The sequence below is a fragment of the Sphingomonas sp. PWP1-2 genome, assembly GCF_049898305.1.
GTDB classification, from domain to species: Bacteria; Pseudomonadota; Alphaproteobacteria; order Sphingomonadales; family Sphingomonadaceae; genus Sphingomonas; species Sphingomonas glacialis.
Genome location: NZ_JAFCXM010000001.1, coordinates 772,242 through 792,295 on the forward strand (window position 1 = coordinate 772,242; position 20,054 = coordinate 792,295).

Genomic DNA, 20,054 nt, shown 5'->3' on the forward strand with positions numbered 1-20,054 from the left:
CCTACTGGCGGCAAGACGTTTTCGTGGCCAACACTTTGGCGCTTGTCCGATGGCATTGAAAAGTGGGTTCGGGCGCGATTTACGAATGGTTTGTCGAGGACAGTGTCTGCCATAGACTATGGCTGTCAACTTTCGATGAGGTCGCCGCAATCGCGAACGACGAAGGGGTGGGCTACGCAAGACCCATTTCCTGGTTAATTATTGCGGCGGGCCGGGAGATCAGTGCATCGATGGCGCCGACTTGCGCGCCGTCACGCAATCCTAGCCCCTCGATGAGCTTTGCGCGGCTATCAGTATAGATGGCCGCGCCCTTCCTCGCCCTGCTGATCGCGACATAGGCAGAGGCTGCATCGACGGTGTTGGCGCGGAACGACTCAAGATGCGCGATGACGTGATCGCACGTCGCACCCTGGGAGCTGTGGATCGTCCTTACCCAGCCATGCCGCACATGGCGGTCGGCGAGTCGGCCCATGTCGAGCGTCTGGCAGGTGCCGTCCTTCTTCGCGACGGTGACGCGGCGTTGGTCGGCATCGATCGCGATGACCTCGGCGGTATCGCCGTTGTTGCGGGCGGCGGGGCGGTTGTTGCGGGTGAACTGTAGGCGGTCGCCGGTGCGGAACTCGGCCGCAACCTCGGTATAGGCTTCGGCCTGATCGCCGCCCCATAATGCGGGCGACCATGCCAACTTCTTGCCCTGCGGCGAGACGAGCGACACGGTGCCGGCTTCGGCATCGACTGCATCGACCTTGTAGGCACGGCCCCGGCTGAGCCGCGCGTTGCGGTTGCCCTGGCGGAAGGTGACGACGTTGCCGGGGACGTAGCTGGCGGCGCTGCCAGCCTCGGCCTTGCTCAGCCCGCACGGTTCCAGCACGGCCGCAACCACAGCGTCCTGCCCGAGCGTGCCGTCGTTCAGCAGCGCGAGCCGGATGGCATCGGTAAGCCGCTGCCGCCCCTCGCGGGTCGGATCGAGCACGAGCGTCGCGGCACGTTCCTCGCGGGACAGCGCCGCGAAATCGCGGGCGATGTAGGCGCGCCGGATGTCGTCCTCGGGGTGCTGAACGATGCGTCCGCCTCCCTTGTCGATGGCGTCGAACGCGCGTGCGGCCTCGCCGGCAAGCATCGCCTCGACAGCTTCGCGGGTGTGATCGTTGGTCTGGCGCACGATCTGGTCGAGGACGACCGTCTCCATCTCGTGATCCTGGAGCTGTGCGAACGCACGGCCTGCCCCCACGCTGGCGAGTTGCTTCACGTCGCCGACCAGCACGAGGCGGGCCTCGGCATCGCGGGCGCGGGTGACGAGCTGGTCGGCGTCGCGCGCGGCGAGCATCGAGGCTTCATCGACGATCCACACCTCGCGGCCCTGCTTGGCCTGGCCGGGGTCGGCGACCAGCATGCGGGCGACCGTCATGTGCTCGGCACCGACGGCACGGCCGAGCAGCTCGGCAGCGGCGCTGGTGGGCGCGAACGCGCGGACGGTGAGACCCTGGGCACGCGCCGCCTCGGCGTAGGTCGAGATGACGGTCGAGGTCTTAGCGCTGCCGGCCACGCCCTGGAGTCCGCTGACGGGGTTGGCGGACATGAGCAGCGCCTGCGTCGCGCCTTCCTGCCCCTTGGTCCATGTGTGCCCGCGTTCGGCCGAGCGCAGCTTGGCGGCTTCGACGACGGTCTTGGCGCGGATGCGGCCGTAGAGCGGGGTCAGCTTGCCGCGCCCCTCGCGCTCGATCGTCAGCATGTGCCGCTCGGTATCGACGGCCTCGCGCGTGGCGTAGCCGATCGCCCCCTGCGCCATGCGCGGCGCGTGACGGATGACGAGCGCCTCGGCGTGCTCGGCGCGGTCAATCGCGGCGCGGATGTCGGCATGGGTGGCATGGCCGCGTGCCCTGATGGCGGCATCGCGTTCGAGTCGCGCGGCCGGGAAGATGGCGTCGTGCTCGCTGATATGGGCAGCCGCGAACGCGACCGCCTCGTCGGCTGCTGCCATGCGTGCCTCGGTGCCCAGACCCGGCATGGCGAGGGCGCGGGCCTCGGCGCCTGCGACCATCGCGCGGCGCGTCCGCTCGTCGAATCCCAGCGCATCCGCCTCGGCGCGCCATGCATCGACGAGGGTGGCATGGTCGATCGCGCGCTTGGGTGCGCGGGTGGCAAGCGCCAGCGTCGCCTTCTCGGCAGCCGTGGCCGTGGCGCGGGTCTGGCCGCGCTCGGCGAGCGCGGCCTCGATCTGGGCGGAACGTGCGGAGAAATGCTGCCGCACGTCGTCGGGGACGCCCTCGATCTCGAACATGCCGTCGTGTGCGATGGCGAGCGAATAGCCGAGCCGGCGCAGCTCGGCTGCGATCTCCATATGGTAGATCGCACCTGCGTCCTTCTGGAGCGCGTAGAGGTCGCGCGCGTCGAGACTGCGCCAGTTGCCGTCGTCGTCCTGGGTCATGTTGAGGATGGCGTTGTGGGTGTGGAGGTGCGGTGCGGAGAGACCGGTCTCGGTCTCGCGCGCGGTGACGTGGAGGAACTGGGCGATGGCGAGCCGGCTCGTGCGCACCCGGTCGATGCGCTCGCCGTCGCGGATGCGGGTGACGCTGGCATGGCGCTCGACCCAGCCCATCGTCACATCGACGGCGCGGGCATGGGCGTCGATGATGCGGCGGTCGCCGGCCAGCAGTGCCATCGTCGAAACCGATTTGGGCGCGCTCAGGGTGAGGTCGTAGCCGGGGACGTGTTCGCGCACGCCGCCTCGGGTGGTGCCGAGCAACCTGCCGTCGGGCAGCTCGCCCTTGAGGCGCGTGACGAACTCGCCGGAGTCCACGTCGCCGTGCAGGCCGAGCGCCGGGGCGGCTTCCCCGCGCCATTGCCCGGTCCCGGCCCGGCTCCAATAATCGTCGGCCTCATAATAGCTGCCGGCTGCGGCTGCGTCGCTGATCTTGCTGAGCGAGCCGACCATCAGAACGGTCCTGCGAACGACAGCCAGTCCGGGCTGTCCTCGGCCCGGCTGAGTGGTGGCAAATCGGCCGGATCGGGGATGACGCGCGCGGGTGACGGCGCGGGGATGAACGCGGGCGCGATGGCGGGTATGGGCGCACCGGGATCGATCGTCACCTGGGCGATGGGCAATCCGCTCAGCCGCAGGAACGCCTCGCCGGTCTTCAATCCCGTCAAATCAATATCCATAAGAAGGGTCTTGCGCTCGCGGGTGGTGGCGAGCGATCCGTGCGCCTGTCTGTCGTCGCCGAGCTGGTCGCTGGCGCGCTGGTTCTCGACCTCGATCATGCCGGACAGGTCGGTCGCCCACTTGGCGGTCGCGTGGTCGCCGACCGTCATCATGACTTGGGTGGCGGTCTGGCCGGTGATGATCTGCGTCCCCTCCCGGCCGTAGGTCTGGTGGAGCTGGGCGATGGACTGGAACGCGATGACGAGGCAGGCGCGATGCTTCCTGCCTTCGGGTAGCAGGGTGAGCAAGCTCTGCACGGGCGGCAGCGAGGGCAGTTCGTCGAGGAACATCCATGCGTTGGGCGCGCGGTCGATCGGACGCTGGAGGATGGCGCTGGCAGCTGCATCGACCCATGCGGCGATGATCGGCGCGGTCGCCTCGCGGCTGCGCCTGGTTGAGGAAAGGAAGATCAGGGGCTTGGGTCCGGAATGCTGATCGAGGGTCGAATAGAAGGTGTCGAAGCTGAACGCAGGCGCGTCCGGGGACACGGCTGCGAGGGCGGCGACGATGCGCGCCGCGCCTGCCAACATGAAAACGACGCTGGCGGTCGCCCGCTCGGCCCCCGCCTCGAACACGCGCGCAGCCGGTGTGCCGGCGACGATCGCGCGCATATCGTCGATCGTCGTACAGGTGAGCATCGTGGCGAGGTCGTCGATGCCGGAACGCCCGGTGCCGACCAGATGGTTGATGAGATAGGCGAGAAGCGCGCGGGCCTGATCATACCAGACGGCCCCCTCGGTCAGCCCGGATGGCTTGGGGAGCAACACCGAGGCGAGGCGATGTGCATCGGCGAGGTCGGTGACATCGGCGATCGGGTTCCAGCGCGCCGTCCTCTCATCCATGACGTTCAGGATGATGTCGCCGCGCGCGGGCTGGTAGAAATGCTTCACGTAGGAGCCATCAGGATCGAACATGATCGCGTGCTCGCCCCGCGCTTCGACCTGGCCGAGGGTCGCGTGGAGCAAGGTGGTCTTGCCGCTGCCGGACTTGCCCACCAGCATCATGTGGCGGGCCTCGTCCTCGGGCAGAATCGGCACGGTCCCGATGCGCAGCAGCGGGCCTTGCGGCTTCGCCTTCATGACCAACGTAGTCAGTTCCTGGGCGGTCGCGACGCGGTTGCCGCGCAACACCTGGTCGAGCGCGGCGTCGCGGGCGGTCGCGATCCACTGGCGGACCAGCAGCACGGGCAACCCGATGCCGAGCAAGGCGGCGAGGACGCCCCCGGCAACGCCCATCTTGGTCAGCATCATCATCGCGGCGACGTGTTCGGGCGATGGAACATCAACCCCGAATCCGGCCTGCCGCTGCACCTGGAAAACCATCGCGGGGCTGAGCTGGTGCAACCACAGCGCGGCGAGCTGGCGATCGGCGACGTTCGTCATCATCCACGCCGTTACCGCGCCGATCGCCAATCCCAACACCGCGCCCAAGGCTGCGACCTGGATCATCGCGAGGACGGCTTGCCCGCGTCGCGCCTCGATCGCCCGGCCCCGGCCGGCCTGTTCGAGAGTGCGGCTCATGACCGCACCGCCTGCGCCAGCGTGTCGCTGAACTCCTGACGGCGATCCGCTGGCAGCAGCATCATCCCCGCGATCTTAGCGGCAGCGTGAGCGCGGCGCGCGCTGGTGTGGCAGGCATCGACCTTCGCCATCATCGCGCCCATCGCATCGGCGATCTCGGCGAGCAGGGGATCGGTAGTCGCGTTGATGCCGGGCTGCGGCGCGTCGAGCGCGGCCTCGATGAGCGAGCGAAGCAGCTCGCCGCGGGTGATGTTGTCCTGGGCGGCGCGCTCGTCGAGGCGCTTGGCGAGGTCGTGGTCGAGCCGGGTCTGGACGTGGACGCTGATGGGCATGGCTGTATCTCTTGAATACGGGCGGTTCTCTGCGGCTTTGCGGCCGAAAACCGGGGAAGGCGTATACAGCTAAGCTGCTGTTACCCTTGGCGATGGGGCTGTTGCACAGGTGCAGGGGCGTGTGGTCTTCCACTCACGATGCGCAGCATCGTGCCCCGCGGGACCGGACACCGAAGCGGCCGATCCTGTGGGAGCGGAGCGAGACTCAGCGACGGTGGCGGATTCGGCCCCACATTCCGCGGAACGGCGGCTTGTCGAAATAGCCCATGAGGCCACCCGCGGGCGGCTCGGCCTTGCGCAGGGCGGCGCGCACGCTGGTCTCGGTGGAGTGATCGGCGATCCGCCAGCCGGTGCCGGCCGAGAGACCTGCGGCATAGTGGCGAGCGTCGCTCAGAGCTGCGAACCAGCTATCCTGGTCGTCGCACGTCGGCTCGGGGGTAACGAGCACGTCGAAGCCCAGTGCAGAATCGCGGATTAGAACGACGCGGCCGGGATTGGCGAAATAATGATAGTCTGTCATAGAGACGATCCTTCCGATCACGGCAAGATTGCCGTTGAGAAGAGCCATCCCCGATCGCGAAATTGCCTGTCTAAATGTTCGAAATTCGGCGTGGAAAGTCGCGCCGAATTAGCTTTCCGTCCCGCGCTTCGGAGCACCTCGCTCCCGATCGCGCAGCCCCAATTTCTTGCGGGCGGCGCGGTCGCCGATCCGCACCTGTCCGTCGGTCGGCGCTGCAAAGCCGGGGAACGCTGTGCGCGACGCGACGATGAGCTGTGCCTGGTTCATGACGCTGGTGTTTGCTTCGATCCACGCGGCCAGCGCCGCGCTCGGCACCTTGGGGGCATGAAGGCCGCGCACGATCCGCTCAAGCGAGGTCTCGGTCACGAACAGATTATGGCGGGCCAGAACCTGCGTCGAGGGATCGAACGGCGTGCTTGGGTCAAACGTGCAGCTCCTGAACAAATGCATCGAACGCAGGTTGTCGATGTTGAGATGCAGGAGTGGATGGAAGGCGTTACCCGCGCGGATCGATCGCGACGCAAGAACCATCCGCTTATCCTCGGCGGCCTTGAGCATTAATGTGGCGACATTAGCGGCACGCTGGCCCGCTTCGTATGCCTTGACCGCACGGCCATATGCCTGCTGGGCGAGGAAGCGGTCGATCTCGTCGCCTACAAAGGTCTGGTTGCCCGGATCGGGCGCGCCCAGGTACATCATGTCATCATCGCTCCACAGGCCCGGAAAGCGGACGCTGCCGATCTGGCAGGTGGCCCGCCCCAAGAAGACATGATCGTCGCGATCCCTCGGCCAGTCCGTCTGCGCCGGGATGAACCAGAAAGTGTTGATGGGGTGAAAATACATCGCGCGTCTTCCTGCTTCAGCTCCGGTGTGACGCTCGCGCGCGCATTATCGCATCCCAATCGATGCAGGCAAAGTCGATCGCATGCAGTTCGCGGTGTATGGTGAGAATGCGGGGGTCCGATCCGTATCGGCCGCCGGTCGAGACCGGGGCATGACCGCAAATTTGGTCGAGTGTGCGATCGTTGAGACCCGCGTCATTGCCCTTGGCCTTGAAAGTGTGCCTCAACGAATGGAACACCAGCCGCGCGTCCGATCCTACCTGTCGGTCGATCAGCCGATTAGCGCGGCGACTCAGCTCCTTGGTCCGCTTGCCTACAGAGTTCGCCTCCAGCGCCGGAAACAGTTCGGTATGCCCCGCCGAGGCCATAGCATCCCGGTATCGCAGGAAACCGAGCTGGATGAGCCGATCATGGATCGGGACCATGCGTTTTGATTCGAGCGTCTTGACGTGCTTGCCGACACCCTCGGACAGCGCCGTATCGTCTATATCGAAATAGACGACACTTCCATCCTGCTTCACGTCCGCGATGGCCGCTTGGCCTACTTCCTCAAGTCTAGCGCCACTGGTTAGCCCGATCATAAACGTCCAGAAAAGCGTCTCGTCGATCGCGCGCGCGGCGCCATCGTCCCAGGTAGCGGGATCGGTGAACAACGGTGCCGAGAACAACGCCGACAACTCATGGTCCTGGAAGCTACGCCGATTCCGCTGGGCCTTGGTGTAGCCGACGATCTGAACGCCGCGCCCTGTGTTTTCTCCAACCCATCTCTGCTGGTGCGCGTAGGTCAACAACGCCTGGATCGCGCCGACGCGCTTCTTAAGTGTGGCGGCAGAGGGCTTGGGTTCGGTTATGACGTGCTTTGCGACGCGCGCCGTGAAGGGCAGCGTGCGGTCGGTGCGTGGCATCGATGCCGGTAGCGTTGCAGCGGCGTCGCGGTAATCATAGATCAGGTCGGCGTCGATCGCAGCGATGGCGGGGTCGTTCGCAAACTCGATAAAGTCGTCCACCGCCGCCTCGTATTCGAGCGCGGTCTGCGGTCTCGGGTCATTGCCCGACTTCCATTCGCGAAACAGCTCGCGCACCCGCATTGTAGGGCGCTGCCGCGTCATGCGCGGACGCTCGCGCTTGTTCTCGCCGTCGCGCTTGATGATGTCGGCGAGCTTGCCCGATCTCTCGATGTCGATGCGGGCTAGTATCGCGTCGCCCAGCGGCGCGTCGGTATAGTCGATCGCCTCAATGTTGAACGCGCGCAACGCCGGAAGCAGCGCATCGACGAAGCTGCGGCATTGCGCCTGGAGACTTTCGTCCATCCGCATTGATTCCCATGCGATACCAATGCGGGTCACGTCGTCGCGATAAAAGTTGCACAGCATCTGGTCGAAGCAGTCACGGTCGTGCGCGACAGCCTGCCAATCCGTGTCGAGCGGGGCGAGCATACCGTCACGCCAAAATTCCCCCATCCAGTCGATCGCCTGCGCATCCAGCTGCATAAGCGCTAGCATGAGTCGCTGCTGGCCGCCGAGCGCCTTGTCCACCGCTGCGCCAGAGAACCAGCGCCGGACAATGCCGCTTGGATCGGGCGCACCGTGGCCGTCCGACAACGCCTTACGGGCGGCGGCGAGACGATCCTCAAGGATCGCATTCTCGCGTGTGAAGGCGGACCGCGCCTCGTCGGCGGCTTTGGTGCCCAGCGTCTTCTTGTAGATTGCCCGTCCGCCGAAAAACGGCCGCAGCTGAGCCGGAATCTGACGGCGGAGATATAGGCGACCCGTTCGCGGGTCCGACCAGGGTGTTGCCATGCGAAATCTACTCACGTCGATGTCCCCATCCGCTATACCCAGCGAGGATGAAAACGACGTAAATTCCGCACTTTCCGCGCGTTAGGCGCGATTGGTGACCCCTACGGGAATCGAACCCGTGCTTCAGCCGTGAAAGGGCCGCGTCCTAACCGCTAGACGAAGGGGCCATGCCGGCGTCGCCGGTTGGTTGGAGGCGGTTAGGGAAACTCGCCGCGCCGGTCAAGCCATCTCTTGCACGAAATCGCTTCAATCGGCCCAGGCCGCATCGTCGATGTGCAGTTCGGCGGCTGGGCGCGAGCCCCAATCGTCGATCTTGGCGCGGCCCGCGAGCCACAGGCGGCGGTGCGGCGCGGCGCCGAGCAGCGCCTGGCCGAGCGCGGTGTCGGCCTGGCGGAAGGCGACGGCCTTGAGCGACCCGCCGCCATCGCCCGCGACGATCGCGCGGACATGGCCGTTGCCGACCACATCGGCCTTGATGATCCGCACCGGCCCGGCAACGACGCGCGGCTGCGGCCAGCCCATGCCATAGGGACCGCCGAGCTCCATCGCGGTGACGAGATCAGGGGTGACGCCGCCCGCGGTCAGCACTGCGTCGAGCAGCAGCGCGCGGTCGCCCATCGCGCGCGCGACCGCGGCTTCGAGTCGCTCGCTGAGGAAGGCCGCGAAGGCATCGACGTGATCCTCGGCGATCGTCAGCCCGGCCGCCATCGCGTGACCGCCACCCGCGACGAGCAGCCCTTGCTCCTTCGCCGCGAGCACGGCAGCGCCGAGGTCGACGCCGCTGATCGAGCGGCCCGAGCCCTTGCCGAGCCCGGCATCGTCGAGCGCGATGACGAGGGCAGGGCGGCCGTATTTCTCCTTCAAGCGCCCCGCGACGATGCCGATCACGCCGGGGTGCCAGCCATGCCCAGCGACGACGAGCACCGCGCGGTTGCTCTGGTTGAGCGCGATGAGTTCGGCGGCTTCCTGGACGATGCCTTCGATCGCGCGGCGTTCCTCGTTCAAACGGTCGAGCTCGACCGCGATTCGCTCGGCCTCGGCGGGATCGCGCGTGGTGAGCAAGCGGACGCCGAGATCGGACTTGCCGACGCGTCCGCCAGCGTTGATCCGCGGCCCGAGCGCGAAGCCGAGATCGGTGCTGGTCGGCGCGCGCGTCAGGCGCGACGCGGTGATCAGCGCGTTCAGCCCGATGTTGCGGCGCTGCGCCATCACCTTGAGCCCCTGCGCCACGAAGGCGCGGTTGAGCCCGCGCAGCGCCGCCACGTCGGCGACGGTGCCAAGCGCGACGAGATCGAGCAGGTCGAGCAATTTGGGTTCGGGGCGATCGGCGAAATAGCCGCGCCCGCGCAGCGTGCGGATCAGCGCTGCGCCGAGCAGGAAGGCGACGCCGACCGCGGCGAGATGGCCGTGCTCGGCGCCCTCGGTCTCATCGAGCCGGTTGGGATTGACGAGCGCGTGCGCATGCGGAAGCGCGGCGGCGCATTTGTGGTGATCGACGACCAGCACGTCGACCCCGGCATCGCGCGCCGCGGCGAGCGCATCGAACGCCTGCGCGCCGCAATCGACGGTGACGATCAGCGTCGCGCCTTCGTCCTTGAGCCGCACCAGCGCTGCGCCGGTCGGGCCATAGCCTTCGCGCATCCGGTCGGGGATGTACGGCCGCGCCTCGAGCCCGAGATCGCGCAGCAGCAGGATCATCAGCGCGGCCGAGGTCGCGCCGTCGACATCGTAATCGCCGAAGATCGCGAGCTGCTCGCCCGCCTGCACCGCATCGGCGAGACGGTCGGCGGCGCGATCCATGTCGCGGAAGATCGACGGGTCGGGCATGAAGCCGCGGATGCTCGGCGCCTTGTGCGCGTCGAGCGCGTCGCGCGGGCAGCCGCGCGCGAGCAGCAATTGCGTGACGAGATCGTCGGGCGCGAAACCGGGGTCGCGCGCGTCGGTCTCGAGCATGCGCCAGCGCCAGGGCTGGCCGAGGATCGAATGGCTGATGTTGAGGACGGTGTTCATTGCCCGCCCTCCTACGCGCTTGGTGGAGGAGCGCAAATCGGAGCGGTCAGCGCAAAGGCTGGGGTCAGGCCTTGATCCACTTCCCCTCGCGAAACCATTTGGTCACGATGTACTTGGTGCCGCTCACCACGGGCATGCCCTCGTGGAGCGTCTCGGTGTTGCGGCTGCCGTCGCGGTTCATGTTGTTCCACGCGAGCAGCAGGCCCTTCTTGGGTGCGACGCGGATGCCGATCTGCGGGAACCAGGTCGCGCCGCCCTCCTCGACATGGTTGAGATAGATCATCGCGGTCCAGGTCCGTTGCCCGCCGGTCTCGATCATCTGCGGCCAATAGGCCTGCTTCTCGTTGAAATAATCGAAATGCGCGCGGAAATGCTGGCCGACCGCATACCGTTGGCCCTGCATCGTCTCGCCCTGCACCGGATCGATCCCGAGCAGGTGCGCGATCGCTTCGTCGGTCGGGCGGACGTCGGGCGACCAGCGGTCCATGTCGCAGCTTTCGCTCGTGCGGAACTCCTGGATGTTCTCCTCGGCGAGCACCGTCGAGCGGCGCTTGTTGGCGTCGATCATCGCGACGAGCGCGTCGCAGGTGGCGGCGTCGAGGAAATCGGGGTGCTGATAGATTTGCGCGCCGTCGACCGCGAAGCGCTTGACCGCGGGATTGGCATCGAGCCGCGCCCCGACGGTTTCGCCGAACTGGCGGCGCAGCGGCGAGGCGCCGTTGGGTTTCCTTGCAAAGAGAGCCATGCGCGCGACTTTGCCGCGGGCGGCTCAAAAAACAAGGGGTCTGCAAGCGGCGAGCCTGCGGACCCCGAGGTCGGTCTTCCGGGTCTTACCAGAAGATGTCGTATACCGTGTCGACGACATAGCCGGTGCGGATGTCGACCAGCAGCGCATCGTTGTAATAGCGCACCCAGCGATACGGACCGTAGGCCGGCGGCAGGCGGTAGTAATCGGCGTCTTCGATCCAGTAATTCTGGTTGAACAGCACCGAGCTCAGCGAGAAGCCGACCGAGAAGCGACGATACCCGCCCGACCAGCCCGACGGCGCATAGTAGCGCGGGAGGCGATAGAGATTGCGGTTCTGGGTGCGATAGCTGTTGTAATTGTAGCGGTTGTCGCGCCGCCAATCGCGGTTCCACCCACCGCGATTGTCATTGCGGTCATAGCCGCCGCTATAGCCGCCGCCATATCCGACGCCATTGCCACGATTGTAGCCACGATCGCCGAAGCGCCCGTCATTGCCACGGAAATCGCCACGATCGTTGCCGCGGAAATCCCCACCGCGCTGCTGCCCGTCGAACGCAGGGCGCCCGTCGCGTGGGCCACCTTCGAAACCGGGGCGACCATCGCGCTGGCCGCGGTTGAAATCCGGACGGCCGTCGCGCTGGCTGCCGTTGAAAGCGGGGCGGCCCTCGCGTTGCTCGCGGATGAAATCCGGACGGCCGTCGCGCTGGCCGCCGTTGAAATCGGGGCGGCCCTCGCGTTGCTCACGCTCGAAGCCCGGGCGGCCGTCGCGCTGCCCGCCGGGGAAACCGGGCTGGCCGGCTTGCATCTGCGGCGGGACAGCTTGCGGCTGGCCGCGATACCCGCCGCGTCCGCCGAAGTCGCGCCCACCGCCGCCCTGGCGATCGGGGCGCTGCTGCTGTGGCTGCTGCTGGGGCTGTGGCTGAGCCTGGACCGGTGCCTGGACCTGAACCGGCTGCTGCACCTGGCCCTGCGGGCGCTGCCAGTTCATGCGGCCTTCGGCACCCGGCATCGCCTGGCGCTCGGGGCGGCCTTCTCCCTGTCCCTCCTGCAGGCCGCGCCGCCCTTGACCGTCGCCGCGGTTTGGCCGATCGCCAGCATCCTGCGCCATCGCGGTGGCGGGGATCAACGCAGAAGCCGCCATGATCGCGGCGAGCAAAGACTTGCGCATCGATACTTCCTTATCTTCGTCCGGAAAGCATTTCCGGTCGTTAAACGCGGTATACTCTGCGCGCGATGAGCCGTGGCTGAATTGCGATGACAGCGTTGCGAAAGCTTTGGCTCATCTTGGCGGAGTCAGTGCTGGAACTTCGCGCGCTGCGTCGGCGGGCGTGATGGCAGGGCGCGGCGGTGCCGCGATCGTCTCGTCGCCGCGCTGGACGCTGGCGGCGAGCAGGATCGCCTCGACCAGTCGTGGATAGATGCCGCAGCGACACAGATTGGTGATCCCGGCGCGAATATCGTCCTCGCTCGGGTTGCGATTCTTCTTCAGCAGAGCCGACGCGGCCATGATGATGCCGGGGATACAGAAACCGCATTGCGTGACGTTTTTGTCGAGGAACGCCATTTGCACCGGGTGCGTGCGATCACGCGACAGGCCCTCGATCGTGGTGACATAGCTCCCTTCGATCGCGCCGATCGTACGCTGGCACGATCGCACCGCCTCGCCGTCGATATCGACGGTGCAGGCACCGCAGTCGCCGGTGCCGCAGCCATATTTGGTGCCGGTCAGGTTCGACGCATCGCGCAGCGCCCAAAGCAGCGGGGTGTCGGGATCGATCCGGTACTGGACCGGCTGATTATTGACGGTGAAGCGCGTCATGCGTGGCCTCCGCAGCGGTGGCGCAAGCGTGGGGCAGGGGCGAGTGGCCGGGACATGCGACGACCATGCCCGCGCGCGACCGGCCCGGCAAGCACGCGGCGAACACCGCGAAACGCGCCGTTTCCGGCTGCGCGATTGTCGGCGCGGCGCCCGCGCCCGATATAGCGGGGATGAAACTTCCAACGCTCTTCATCCCGCATGGCGGTGGCCCGTGCTTCTTCATGGATCCAGCCGGCGGCCTGCCCGACCCGATGTGGCGCCCGATGCAGGCGTATCTTGCCGGATTGATCGCATCGCTGCCCGAGCGGCCGCGCGCGATCCTGCTCGTGTCGGGACATTGGGAGACGCCCGAACTCGCGATCAACACCGGCGACGGGCATCCGCTCGATTACGACTATTTCGGCTTCCCGCCGCATACCTATCGGCTCGACTGGCCGTCGCACGGCGATCCTGCGCTCGCGCAGCGCGTGAGCGCGCTGCTCGCCGACGCAGGGATCGCGCATCACGGCGAGGAGCGCGGCTGGGACCACGGCGTGTTCATCCCGATGATGGTTGCGGTGCCAGATGCCGACATCCCGCTCGTCCAGCTCTCATTGCGCGCCGATCTCGATCCGGCGGGACATATCGCGATCGGGCGAGCGCTCGCACCGCTGCGCGACGAAGGCGTGCTGATCGTCGGATCGGGGATGAGCTTCCACAATCTGCGCGCGCGCGGGCCCCAGGTCACGCCGATCGCCGCGGCCTGGGATGTCGCACTGACCGGGGCGGTGACCGATCCCGATCCGGTGGCGCGCGCCGCGCGCGTCGCCGCCTGGAACACGCTGCCCAACGCCCGCTTCGCGCATCCCGAGGCCGAGCATCTGCTGCCGCTGATGGTCGCGCTCGGTGCTGGCGGTGAGGATGCGGCGATCTGCGATTACCGCGATGTCGTGCTTGGTTGGGCGGTGTCGGGCTATCGCTTCGGATGAAGCGTGCGGGGCGGCGTAGCGCCGCCCCGCGACGATCAGGCGGGCTTCGCGCCGGGGGTGCCGCACTTGGCGAACTTGCCGTTCAACCGGCACTTGGTCGCGACCGGTTTGGCGGGCGGGCACTTCATGAAGCGGCCCTTGGCGTCCTTGCACGGCGCCGCCATGACGGGTGCCGAGGCGAGCGAAAGCGTTGCAGCGGCAAGCAGGATCTTGAGCATTCTTGGTCTCCACACGGTAAGGCCTAACCGAGGTTAGGCGCGTGCCCGTGGGAGGCAAGAGTTCTATAACAGGTTATTGATTAGATTGGCTTTGCTGCGAGGATCAAGCGCGCCAGCCGGTGTCGATCTTGTCGACCAGCCGCACCATCGCCGCGAAATCGGCAGCGCCCGCGCCGCCCGGGACTTGCGCCATGTGCAGATCGCGCTGGTGCACCGCCACGACGTCGGGCGTCACTTCGATCGGCGTTCCCATCGACATCGTGGCGATCTGGATCTCGCACGCGCGCTGGAGCGACCAATGCTTGATGAACGCCTCGGGCAGCGTCTTGCCCATCACCAGGATGCCGTGATTCTTGAGCAGCATCACGCGCTTGTTGCCGAGATGCTCGAGCAGCCGCGCGCCTTCCTCGTCGCGGACCGTCACGCCCTCGAAGTCGTGATAGGCGATCTGCCCGGCAAAATTACACGCGTAGAAATTGGTCGCGCGCAGCCCGCCCTCGAGCGAACTGACCGCCATTCCCGCGGTGGTGTGGGTGTGCATGATGCAATGCGCGTCGGGCAAGTGGCGGTGGAACAGCGCGTGCTGGACGAAGCCCGCGCGGTTGACGGGGTAGGGGCTGTCGTCGAGCTTGTTGCCGTCGATGTCGATCTTGACGAGGCTCGACGCCGTCACCTCGCTGAAGTGCAGCCCGAACGGGTTGATCAGGAAGGCGCCGTCCTCGCCCGGGATCTTGAGCGTGATGTGGTTGTAGATCATCTCCGACCAGCCGAGCATCGCGAAGACCCGGTAACAGGCGGCGAGCTCCTGGCGCGCTTCCCATTCGGCTTCGGACATCTGCACGCGGTCGACAGCGGCGGTAGCCATGGCGGACTCTCCTGATCCGGATTGTTCTAGTCGCCGGGTATCGCATGGCATTCTGCGGATTGCCAGACCGGGCGTCGGCGGGGCAAGGGATGCTACGAGAGAGACTGGCGGCGAAAGCGGCCGATTAGGGGATCGCATATGCACATAGAGGCCGCCACGACGCCGCACGGCACCGACGAAATCGCCACCAAGGGGATCAACGCGCCCGACCTGCAGGTCTTCGTGTTCGCCCTGTTCTTCATCTTCGGCGGCATCACCAGCCTCAACGACGTGATCATCCCCAAGCTGAAGGATCTGTTCACGCTGAGCTATGCGCAGGCGCTGCTCGTGCAATCGGCGTTTTTCGCGGCCTATTTCGTCTTCTCGATCCCCGCCGCGGCGATCGTGCGCAAGGCAGGCTATATGCGCTCTGCGTCGATCGGCCTGTTGACGATGACCGCGGGCTGCCTGCTGTTCGTGCCGGCATCGCAGTCGGGCACGTTCGCGGTGTTCCTGCTCGCGCTGTTCGTGCTCGCGGCGGGGATCACGATGGTGCAGGTCGTCGCCAACCCGCTGATCTCGCTGCTCGGGCCGCCCAAGACCGCGTCGAGCCGGTTGACCTTCGCGCAGGCGTTCAACTCGCTCGGCACGACGATCTTCCCGTATGTCGGCTCGATCGTGATCCTCGGCTCGCTCGCGAGGATCGATCCCAAGACACTGACCGGCGCTGCGCTCGACGCGTATCGCACCGCCGAGACGCAGACCGTCGTGCACACCTATATCGGGCTCGCGGTCGCGCTGGTGATCGTCGCGGCCGTCGTGTGGACGCGCCGCAACCGGCTGCAGACCGCGGTCGATGACCAGGGTAGCATCGTCAAGGCGTTCGGGCTGCTCCGCCTGCCGCGCTTTGGTTTCGGCACGCTGTGCATCTTCCTCTATGTCGGCGCCGAAGTCGCGATCGGCTCGCTGATCGTCAGCTATCTGACGCAGGCCGACACGCTGGCGCTCGGTGCCGAGGCGGCGGGCAAGCATGTGCCGTTCTATTGGGGCGGCGCGCTGGTCGGGCGCTTCATCGGTGCAGCCGTGCTGCGCTACGTCTCGCCGGGCAAGGTGCTCGCCGGCGTCGCGATCGCCGGGATCGCGCTGATCGCGCTGTCGACGCACACCACCGGGCTCGTTTCGGGCTGGTCACTGCTCGCGATCGGGCTGACCAATTCGATCATGTTCCCGACGATCTTCAGCCTGGCGAGCGAAGGCCTCGGCAAGCGCGCGGCCGAGGGGTCGGGCGTGCTGGCGATGGCGATCGTCGGTGGCGCGATCATCCCGCCGCTGACCGGCCTGATCGCCGATCAGAGCGGGCTTCGCTTCGCCATGATCCTGCCCGCGGCCTGCTATGCGATCATCGCCTGCTACGGCGTCTTCGCGCGCAAGCCGGTGGTCGCCTAACCGAGCAGCGCCTCGATCTCGGCCGGAGCGAAGCCCGCTTCGGCCAGGATCGCGGCGCCGTCCTGCGCGCCAGCCATGCGCGGGGCCACGGTTTCGCTGACCGAATAGCGCGGGGCGGGGGCGGGTTGCGTCACGCCGCCCGCGGTCACGAATGCACCGCGCGCGACGTTGTGCGGATGCGCGGCGGCTTCCTCGAACCCCAGCACGGGCGCGACGCACGCCTCGTGCCCGTCGAACGCCGCGACCCATGCGTCGCGGCTGCGCTGCTTGAAGCGATAGGCGAGCTCTTGCTTGAGCCTTGGCCAGACTGCCGGCGCAAACTGCGCGTCCCATTCGGCGCCGTCGAGGTGCATCACGCGGCGCAGCGCGGCGTAGAATTGCGGTTCGATCGCGCCGACCGCGATCCATTTGCCGTCGGCGGTCTCATAGGTGTCGTAGAAATGCGCGCCGCCGTCGAGCAAATGGGTGCCGCGCGCGCCACTCCACTGGCCCATGCCGCGAAACCCCCAGATCATGCTGGCGAGCACTGCCGATCCTTCGGTCATCGCGCAATCGACGACCTGACCCGTGCCGCTCGCCTGCGCCTGCAGGATCGCGGCGAGCATCCCGAACGCGAGCATCATCCCGCCACCGCCGAAATCGCCCGCCAGGTTGATCGGCGCGGTCGGCTTGCGGCCTGCTTCGCCGAGTGCGTGGAGCGTGCCCGAGATCGCGATATAATCGATGTCGTGGCCGGGTTCGTGGGCGAGCGGGCCGCTTTGCCCCCAGCCGGTCATGCGGCCATAGACGAGCCGCGGATTGTCGCCGATCAGCACGTCGGGCCCGAGGCCGAGCCGCTCCATCACGCCCGGGCGGAAGCCCTCGATCAGCCCATCGCACGTCCCCGCCAGGCGGCGCACCGCGGCGACTGCTTCGGGCTGCTTGAGATCGAGCGCGATCGTCCGGCGCGAGCGGAGCAGCGGGTCGCGCGTCGGATCGGTCAGCCCCGGCGGGCCGGGACGTTCGACGCGGATCACATCGGCGCCATGGTCGGCCAGCATCATCCCGCAGAACGGGCCGGGCCCGATCCCCGCCATTTCGAGGATCCGCAGGCCGGTCAGGGGGGCTGATGCTCGGCCGTTCATCCTATCCTCCTTCAGTCCCGCAAAGGCGGAAATCCCGCTTCTTCCCGCCGCTAGAAGAAGCGGGACCCCCGCTTTCGCGGGTGTGACGGGAAGGGCGGTGCGCCATCAGAACGCGGCGATCCCCGTAATGGCGCGACCCAGGATCAGCGCATGGACGTCGTGCGCGCCCTCGTACGTGTTGACGGTTTCCAGGTTCATCATGTGGCGCATGACCTGATATTCGCCCGAAATGCCGTTGCCGCCATGCATGTCGCGGCTCATCCGGGCGATATCGAGCGCCTTACCGACATTGTTGCGCTTGACGATCGAGATCATCTCGGGCGCGAACTTGCCCGCGTCCATCAGGCGGCCAACGCGAAGCGACGCCTGCAGGCCGAGCGCGATCTCGGTTTCCATGTCGGCGAGCTTCTTCTGATAGAGCTGCCGCCCGGCGAGCGGGGTGCCGAACTGGTTGCGGTCGAGCCCGTACTGGCGTGCGGCATGGAAGCAGAATTCGGCAGCGCCGAGCGCGCCCCAGCTGATCCCGTAGCGCGCACGGTTGAGGCAGCCGAATGGACCCTTCAGCCCCTGGACGTCGGGGAGCAAGGCATCCTCGGACAGCTCGATCTCGTCCATCAAGATCATGCCGGTGATCGAGGCGCGCAGCGATAGCTTGCCCTCGATCTTGGGCGTGGCGAGCCCCTTGGCGCCCTTTTCGACGATGAAACCGCGAATGCCGTCGCCGTGCGCTTCCGACTTCGCCCAGATCACGAACACGTCGGCGATCGGCGAATTGGAGATCCAGGTCTTGGCGCCCGACAGCAGATAGCCGCCGTCGATCTTTTTCGCGCGCGTCGTCATGCTTCCGGGGTCCGATCCGGCATCGGGTTCGGTCAGGCCGAAGCAGCCGATCCATTCGCCGCTCGCCAGCTTCGGCAGATATTTCCGCTTCTGCGCTTCCGAGCCATAAGCAAAGATCGGGTACATCACGAGGCTCGACTGCACCGACATCATCGAGCGATAGCCCGAATCGATCCGCTCGACTTCGCGCGCGACGAGGCCGTAGGCGACGTAGGACGCGCCGACGCCGCCATATTCCTCGGGCACGGTCGGGCCGAGCAGGCCTTGCGCACCCATCTCGCGGAAGATTTCGGGATCGGTGGTTTCGTTCTGGAAGGCATCGACGATGCGCGGGGCGAGCTTGTCCTGCGCATAGGCACGCGCAGAGTCGCGGATCATCCGCTCGTCATCTTCGAGCTGATCGTCGAGGAAGAAGGGGTCTGCCCAATCGAAACGCGCCATGTCGGCCATGAGAGTGTCCTTGTCTCGCGCGTCACCCCGGCGAAGGCCGGGGCCTCTGGATTATGACGCGAAGATCGTGCCCCAAACCCAGCGGCCCCGGCCTGCGCCGGGGCGACGACTATTGTTGTAAGATCCGGTCGTCGAACAAGCCGAACGCCAGGGTCGAGGCATAATATCCGATCGCGCGCTCGCGTGTCATCGTGTGCGCCCATTTGCGCATGTCGAACGCCGCATTCTGCATCGCCATCAGCGCCTGCGCCGCAATCAGCGGATCGACCGGGCGGATCGAACCCTCGGCGATGCCGTCGCTCATCGTGCCGGCGAAGCGGCGCGCGATACGGTTCGAACGGTCGACCATCTGCGTGCGCGATTCGCTCGGCAGGCCCGACAGCGCCGTCGTGCGCAGCAGTGGCCCGCGTTCGGAAAACTGGACGTCGAGCAAGGTCGCGATCGTCCCCGACAGCCGCTCCCAATGGCTCCCGCCGCGCTCGTCGGCGAGCCGCTGCGCGTCGGCGACGGTATCGAGGCTGCGCTTGTAACACGCGAGCACCAGATCGTCCTTGGCATCGAGATGGTGGTAGAAGCTGCCCTTGGTGACGTTGAGCTCGGACGCGATCTTCTGCACCGAAGCCCCACGATAGCCGAGCTGGTTGATCAACCGCGTCGCCGCCAGGAGGAACGCCTCGCGCCCGGGCTCGGGCTCGTCATGCGCCAGGTCGATCAGCTCGGGATCCCAGGTCGCTTTCGGCCCGGCAATGCCGTGGGCGAACACGTCCATCAGCCGTTCCTCGATCCGCGGATATTGATCGGGATCGTAGCGCGTCAGCCAGATCGGCAGCCAGAAGGTGTTCTCGAGCAGCACATGCGCGCGCCCGCCGTGAAGATCGGTCTGCGCGCGGTTGGCGGCGGGGCCCCACAGGCTGCGCGTCTTGCGGAACACCTCGCGCCAGCCCGCCATCAGCCGGCCGAGCACGGGCTCCTCCATCGCGCGCAGGTCGGACAGGATCGCGAACGCGGTCTCTTCGCCGCGCTGGATCCGGGTGAGCCGGATCATGTTGAGCGAGAGGTATTTCGCGACGCGCGCTTGCGGCGTCTGCTCGAGCAGCGATTCGTCGAGCATCGCCAGCAGCTTTTCGAGCGTGTACTCGAAGCAGGCGGCGGCGAGGTCTTCCTTGCGCTTGAAATAGTAGGTCACGCTCGTCGTGTTGAGCCCGACCCGGCGCGCGACATCGGCGAAGGTCATGCCCTTGGCGCTCTGTTCGTTGATCGCTTCGGCCGCTGCAGCGAGGATCGCGTCGCGCTTGGCGCGGAAGCGCTTGGTGCTGGTGTCGGAGTCCAGGCTCTCGGCGGTCGGAATGGTGTCGTTGGCCTCCATGCGGCA

The 20,054-nt window shown here is 66.8% G+C and carries 17 protein-coding genes and 1 tRNA gene; 2 read left to right on the forward strand and 16 right to left on the reverse strand.

All coding sequences use genetic code 11. From position 1 onward, the window contains the following. Positions 1 to 172: 172 nt before the first annotated feature. From mobF to ACP7C5_RS03845, 11 genes are all read right to left on the reverse strand, one after another. Positions 173 to 2,935 (reverse strand): MobF family relaxase, encoded by a 2,763-nt coding sequence (gene mobF / locus ACP7C5_RS03795; RefSeq protein WP_426263225.1) that lies wholly within the window; start codon positions 2,933 to 2,935, stop codon positions 173 to 175. Then, positions 2,935 to 4,722 (reverse strand): type IV secretion system DNA-binding domain-containing protein, encoded by a 1,788-nt coding sequence (locus ACP7C5_RS03800; RefSeq protein WP_426263226.1) that lies wholly within the window; start codon positions 4,720 to 4,722, stop codon positions 2,935 to 2,937. The genes mobF and ACP7C5_RS03800 overlap by 1 nt, the downstream gene beginning before the upstream one ends. Further along, positions 4,719 to 5,054, reverse strand: a complete 336-nt coding sequence (locus ACP7C5_RS03805; RefSeq protein WP_426263227.1) for a ribbon-helix-helix protein, CopG family — start codon at positions 5,052 to 5,054, stop codon at positions 4,719 to 4,721. Before ACP7C5_RS03805 ends, ACP7C5_RS03800 begins: the two co-directional genes overlap by 4 nt. Before the next feature lie 205 nt (positions 5,055 to 5,259). After that, the gene (locus ACP7C5_RS03810) at positions 5,260 to 5,574 is read right to left on the reverse strand and encodes a hypothetical protein (protein ID WP_426263228.1); all 315 of its coding nucleotides are present in this window, start codon (positions 5,572 to 5,574) and stop codon (positions 5,260 to 5,262) included. A gap of 108 nt (positions 5,575 to 5,682) precedes the next feature. Further along, a complete protein-coding gene (locus ACP7C5_RS03815; protein WP_426263229.1) occupies positions 5,683 to 6,417 on the reverse strand; it encodes a hypothetical protein in 735 nt (244 codons plus the stop codon). A gap of 16 nt (positions 6,418 to 6,433) precedes the next feature. Beyond that, positions 6,434 to 8,215, reverse strand: a complete 1,782-nt coding sequence (locus tag ACP7C5_RS03820) for a DUF6538 domain-containing protein (protein WP_426263230.1) — start codon at positions 8,213 to 8,215, stop codon at positions 6,434 to 6,436. Positions 8,216 to 8,307: 92 nt separating this feature from the next. After that, positions 8,308 to 8,382 (reverse strand) — tRNA-Glu (locus ACP7C5_RS03825). Between the two features lie 79 nt (positions 8,383 to 8,461). Then, the gene (gene recJ, locus ACP7C5_RS03830; protein ID WP_426263231.1) at positions 8,462 to 10,225 is read right to left on the reverse strand and encodes a single-stranded-DNA-specific exonuclease RecJ; all 1,764 of its coding nucleotides are present in this window, start codon (positions 10,223 to 10,225) and stop codon (positions 8,462 to 8,464) included. 64 nt (positions 10,226 to 10,289) lie between these two features. Beyond that, positions 10,290 to 10,970 carry a prolyl hydroxylase family protein gene (locus ACP7C5_RS03835; protein ID WP_322162839.1) on the reverse strand — a complete coding sequence of 227 codons (681 nt, stop codon included), beginning with the start codon at positions 10,968 to 10,970 and terminating at the stop codon, positions 10,290 to 10,292. Between the two features lie 85 nt (positions 10,971 to 11,055). After that, complete coding sequence (locus ACP7C5_RS03840; RefSeq protein ID WP_426263232.1) at positions 11,056 to 12,141, reverse strand: RcnB family protein; 1,086 nt, start codon at positions 12,139 to 12,141, stop codon at positions 11,056 to 11,058. A 111-nt stretch (positions 12,142 to 12,252) separates the two neighbouring features. Further along, complete coding sequence (locus tag ACP7C5_RS03845; protein ID WP_426263233.1) at positions 12,253 to 12,792, reverse strand: (2Fe-2S)-binding protein; 540 nt, start codon at positions 12,790 to 12,792, stop codon at positions 12,253 to 12,255. Positions 12,793 to 12,962: 170 nt separating this feature from the next. Between ACP7C5_RS03845 and ACP7C5_RS03850 the strand changes: the two genes are divergently transcribed. Next, positions 12,963 to 13,760: a DODA-type extradiol aromatic ring-opening family dioxygenase gene (locus ACP7C5_RS03850; RefSeq protein WP_426263384.1), complete on the forward strand. Its 798-nt coding sequence runs from the start codon at positions 12,963 to 12,965 to the stop codon at positions 13,758 to 13,760. Between the two features lie 35 nt (positions 13,761 to 13,795). On the opposite strand, the gene ACP7C5_RS03855 is transcribed toward ACP7C5_RS03850, so the two are convergent. After that, positions 13,796 to 13,978 carry a hypothetical protein gene (locus ACP7C5_RS03855; RefSeq protein ID WP_322162844.1) on the reverse strand — a complete coding sequence of 61 codons (183 nt, stop codon included), beginning with the start codon at positions 13,976 to 13,978 and terminating at the stop codon, positions 13,796 to 13,798. A gap of 103 nt (positions 13,979 to 14,081) precedes the next feature. After that, positions 14,082 to 14,843 (reverse strand): class II aldolase/adducin family protein, encoded by a 762-nt coding sequence (locus ACP7C5_RS03860; protein ID WP_133189450.1) that lies wholly within the window; start codon positions 14,841 to 14,843, stop codon positions 14,082 to 14,084. Positions 14,844 to 14,981: 138 nt separating this feature from the next. On the opposite strand from ACP7C5_RS03860, the gene ACP7C5_RS03865 reads away from it, so the two are divergent. Continuing rightward, a complete protein-coding gene (locus tag ACP7C5_RS03865) occupies positions 14,982 to 16,268 on the forward strand; it encodes a sugar MFS transporter (RefSeq protein WP_133189448.1) in 1,287 nt (428 codons plus the stop codon). On the opposite strand, the gene ACP7C5_RS03870 is transcribed toward ACP7C5_RS03865, so the two are convergent. From ACP7C5_RS03870 to ACP7C5_RS03880, 3 genes are all read right to left on the reverse strand, one after another. Next, entirely contained in the window at positions 16,265 to 17,392 is a 1,128-nt protein-coding gene (locus ACP7C5_RS03870; protein ID WP_426263234.1) for a CaiB/BaiF CoA transferase family protein, read from the reverse strand. The two genes, ACP7C5_RS03865 and ACP7C5_RS03870, sit on opposite strands and share 4 nt — an antisense overlap. Before the next feature lie 105 nt (positions 17,393 to 17,497). Continuing rightward, a complete protein-coding gene (locus tag ACP7C5_RS03875) occupies positions 17,498 to 18,682 on the reverse strand; it encodes an acyl-CoA dehydrogenase (RefSeq protein WP_133189444.1) in 1,185 nt (394 codons plus the stop codon). Between the two features lie 109 nt (positions 18,683 to 18,791). Further along, a complete protein-coding gene (locus ACP7C5_RS03880; RefSeq protein WP_426263235.1) occupies positions 18,792 to 20,048 on the reverse strand; it encodes a TetR/AcrR family transcriptional regulator in 1,257 nt (418 codons plus the stop codon). Positions 20,049 to 20,054 lie beyond the last annotated feature (6 nt).